This window comes from Micropruina sp., from assembly GCF_027492755.1.
Taxonomy (GTDB): Bacteria; Actinomycetota; Actinomycetes; order Propionibacteriales; family Propionibacteriaceae; genus Micropruina.
Genome location: NZ_JAPUED010000079.1, coordinates 1 through 3,734 on the forward strand (window position 1 = coordinate 1; position 3,734 = coordinate 3,734).

4 protein-coding genes are annotated in these 3,734 nt (G+C 68.1%); 2 read left to right on the forward strand and 2 right to left on the reverse strand.

Annotated features, from left to right (window positions below):
- Positions 1 to 58: 58 nt before the first annotated feature.
- On the reverse strand, positions 59 to 697 hold the full coding sequence (locus Q0066_RS05230) for a LysR family transcriptional regulator substrate-binding protein (protein WP_298130784.1): 639 nt from the start codon (positions 695 to 697) through the stop codon (positions 59 to 61).
- Positions 625 to 951, reverse strand: a complete 327-nt coding sequence (locus tag Q0066_RS05235) for a LysR family transcriptional regulator (RefSeq protein WP_298130785.1) — start codon at positions 949 to 951, stop codon at positions 625 to 627. The genes Q0066_RS05230 and Q0066_RS05235 overlap by 73 nt, the downstream gene beginning before the upstream one ends.
- Positions 952 to 1,022: 71 nt before the next feature.
- Between Q0066_RS05235 and Q0066_RS05240 the strand changes: the two genes are divergently transcribed.
- Both Q0066_RS05240 and Q0066_RS05245 read left to right on the forward strand, forming a co-directional pair.
- Positions 1,023 to 1,925, forward strand: a complete 903-nt coding sequence (locus Q0066_RS05240) for an EamA family transporter (protein ID WP_298130787.1) — start codon at positions 1,023 to 1,025, stop codon at positions 1,923 to 1,925.
- A 606-nt stretch (positions 1,926 to 2,531) separates the two neighbouring features.
- Positions 2,532 to 3,656 carry a GNAT family N-acetyltransferase gene (locus Q0066_RS05245; RefSeq protein ID WP_298130789.1) on the forward strand — a complete coding sequence of 375 codons (1,125 nt, stop codon included), beginning with the start codon at positions 2,532 to 2,534 and terminating at the stop codon, positions 3,654 to 3,656.
- Positions 3,657 to 3,734 lie beyond the last annotated feature (78 nt).

Consider the following 3,734-nt stretch of genomic DNA (forward strand, 5'->3'; position numbering starts at 1 on the left):
TCGACGCTTGCGGGTTGAGCTTGTCGACGCTTGCGGGTTGAGCTTGTCGAAACCCCTCTCACGCCAGTTCGCGTCCGATCTGCTCCAGGTGCCCCACCACGGCACGGACGGCGCGGCGCGCATAATGATCCGGGCGCGCCAACGCCACCAGCGCCCGCCGGGCGTTCACGCCGCGCAGCGGACGCAGCACCGTCCCGGGATGCGGCCGGGTGGTGAATCGAGGCAGCAGCGCCAGCCCCTCCCCGACGGCGACGAACGATTCGACCAGCCGGTTGTCGATCAGCCGCAGCCGGCGATGCAACGGCGAGCCGGTGACCGCCTCGATCGCCAGCAACACGCTGTCGAACGGAAAGCCCTGCGGCACCGCGATCCAGCTGGTGCCGACCAGATCTTCCGGCGATAGCTCGGCCTTCGCCGCGAGCAGGTGTCCGATCGGCAGGGCGACGTCGAGCGGCTCATGGGCCAGCACCCGAGCGACCAGCCCTTCGGCACCGGACGGCACGTCGCCGGCAGCGCTGTGCGCGATCACCAGATCGTGGTCGAGGGTGCGCGCGGCGAAGCCCTCTTCGGCCAGGTCGAAGTCCTGCACCTCGATCGTGATCGGCGAACCGCGCAGCCGCTCCACTAGGCCCGGTAACAGCGCCTCGCCGGCGCTGGGCAGGGTGCCGATCGAGACCGTGCCGCCGGGCTGACCCATCCGCTCCCCAACCGAGCCTCCACCTCGGCAAGCACCCGCGCCACCTCGTCCGCACTCTCGGCGAGCAGCTGCCCCTCGGCGGTCAGCCGCAAGCCGCGCGACACCGGCTCGACCAGCTTGACGCCCAGTTCGCGCTCGGCGGTGCGCAGCTGCTGCGAGACCGCGCTCGGCGTCCGGTGGGTGGCGGTCGCCACCGCGGCCAGCGTGCCGCGTCCGGCGATCTCGCGGAGCAGCATCAGATGACGCACTTCCATGAAGGAAACCTACACGGTTGCTTCAGCAAGTCTTGCTTGTCCTTCACTGTCACCTGCTCCAGGCTGGACCCGTGCCACCTCGTCATGTCCTGCTCGCCGTCGGCGTCGCCGTGGTCTGGGGAATCAACTTCCTGGCGATCCACGCCTCGTTGGAGCAATTTCCGCCGTTGTTCCTGGTCGCGCTGCGGTTCGGCGTGATGGCGATTCCCACCCTGCTGTTCGTGCCGCGCCCGAAGGTGCCGCTGCGCTGGCTGATCGGCTACGGGCTGGGCTTCGGCACCTTGCAGTTCATCGGCCTCTACCTCGGCATGGCCGCCGGCTTCCCGGCCGGCCTGGCCTCGCTGGTGCTGCAGTCGTCCGCACCCTTCACCGTGCTGCTCGGTGCGCTGCTGCTGCGAGAGCGGGTCAGTGGCCGCGCGGCGCTCGGGGTCGCCATCGCCGTGATGGGGCTGGTGCTGGTGGGAGTGACCCGGGCGACCAGCGGCTCCTGGTGGCCGTTCCTGCTGGTGGTTCTCGGCGGCCTGGGTTGGGCGCTGGGCAACCTTGCCGCCCGGCAGGCCGCGGCACCCAATCCGCTGCACCTCACCATGTGGATGTCGGTGGTGCCGCCGTTGCCGATGCTCGCCCTCTCACTGGCCTTCGAAGGCCCCGATCAGATCGCCTCGTCGCTGGCCACCTCGCTGACCGCGGCGGCGGTGCCGGCCTGGATCGGTCTCGGCTACACCGTGCTCATCGGCACCGTGCTGGGCTCCGGGGTGTGGGTCTGGTTGATGAGCCGCCATCCGGCCGGACGGGTGGCGCCGTTCTCGATGCTGGTGCCGGTGTCCGGGCTGACCACCGCCTGGTTGGTGCTGGGCGAGACCCCCCAGCCGCTCGAACTGCTCGGCGGCGCCCTGGTGATCGGCGGCGTGCTGTGGGCCAGCCTGCGCAAGGCCCCGGCTCCCGACCTTCAGCCCGAGATCGTGCGGGCCTGAGCGAGAAGCCCGCATTGCCGGTTCCGCTGGTCGAGCTTGTCGAGACCCATACCCGCGGCGTCCTACCAAGGGGCTTCCACGGGCTCAACCCGCAAGCGCCGACAGACTCTCACCGCTGGTTGAGCTTGTCGAAACCAAGATCCCGACAAGCTCGATCAGCGTTGGTCCCGTTTTCCCATAAGAACTCCGCCTGACCGCGCAGCGCGAAGAACCCTCGCGAACCATTGACCGACCCCGGCGTTCGCACGTACCGTTCTTCGTAGTTCTCATGCGAGAGGAGGTCACCCGATGATGAATAGGCATACCGTCCGGTTCACGCCCACCGCTTTCGACGCGGCGGTCACGTTCGTGGTGGCCGGCGCCCTCGCGATGCAGCAGAACGGGCCTGGGCACACGGATAACTGACCCTGTCAGGGGAGAAGTCTGCCCAGTTGCGGTTCGAAACCTCACGTCGTTCTGACTGACTAACCGTCGACACCGCCCTCGCGGCTTCGCAGCGACGCCCAAGCTCATTCGCAACTACGCCCAAGCTCAGTTGAGCCCATCGCACCACCGTGGAGAACGCGCCACCGACGACGGCGAGCGTGAACCTGAAAGAGAACAACCATGACCATCACTGCCGACATCCACACCACGATCGCGGAGCTCGTGTTCCGCCCATTGACTGTTCCGGCGTCCGTCGAGGCCCCGGACGCCGCCGACTTCCTCGCCATGACCGAGGTACGCAACCGGGTGTACCGCGCGATCAGCGGCCACGACGACGATCATCACGCGCCCGAGGCACTACTGCCCCACTATCTGCCCAACGACTACGAGTTGCGCCACATGTGGCTCGCCGTCCTCAACGGCACGATCGTGGGGCGAGTCGGCGTCGACATTCCGCTCGAAGCCGGCTCTCGATCCGCCTACTGGCTGATCGAACTGTTGCCCGAGGTGTGGGGCCGGGGCATCGGAACCTCCGCCTATCAGCTGGTCGAGCAGACCGCTCATGCCCATGGCCGGACGGTGCTGCAGTCCTGGGCGCAGCATCCGGACGCCCCCGGTGAGCGCCTGGTGCCGCCCACCGGATTCGGATCGGTCCCGCGCGACCATGCGGCCCGGTTCTTCCTGCGGCACGGCTACACCCTGGAGCAGATCGAGCGGTGCAGCCGACTCGACCTGAACGGCTCCTTCGAGGAGATCGAGCGACTGCTCGCCGAGGCACGCCGGGCATCCACCGACTACCGGTTGGTGCAGTGGACGCTGCCGACACCGAGCGAGTACGTCGACGGCTACGCCTGGATGAAGTCACGAATGTCCACCGATGTGCCGGCCGGCGACCTCGAGTTCGACGAGGAGGCGTGGGACGCGGCACGGATCGCACTCCATGACGCCCGCTATCTCGACGGTGGCCAGACCGTGCAGGTGACCGCCGCCCAGCACATCGCCACCGGCGAACTGTGCGGCTTCAACGAGTTGGTGATCGGGCCCGACCTGACTCGCGCCACCCATCAGGAGGACACCTTGGTGCTGACCCAGCATCGCGGTCATCGGCTGGGCCTGCTGGTCAAATGCGCCGGGCTGCTCGCCTGGCGCCAGGTCGCTCCGGAATCGCCTCGGGTGATCACCTACAACGCCGAGGAGAACCGGCCGATGCTGGACATCAACGAGGCCATCGGCTTCGTCCCCGTCATCTACGAGGGCGCCTGGAAGAAGGTGCTGCCGTCCGACTCGGACGAGCAGTCCGCCTGATCGCGGATCGACAGGGAATCGCTGATCAGTCGCCGATCAAGGGGCCCCTCCCTCGTCATCCCGGACTTGATCCGGGAT

Bases quoted from the DNA above. Each gene is read 5' to 3' on its own strand.
- Q0066_RS05230 (WP_298130784.1), bottom strand. From the start codon at position 697: ATGGGTCAGCCCGGCGGCACGGTCTCGATCGGCACCCTGCCCAGCGCC.
- Q0066_RS05235 (WP_298130785.1), bottom strand. From the start codon at position 951: ATGGAAGTGCGTCATCTGATGCTGCTCCGCGAGATCGCCGGACGCGGC.
- Q0066_RS05245 (WP_298130789.1), top strand. From the start codon at position 2,532: ATGACCATCACTGCCGACATCCACACCACGATCGCGGAGCTCGTGTTC.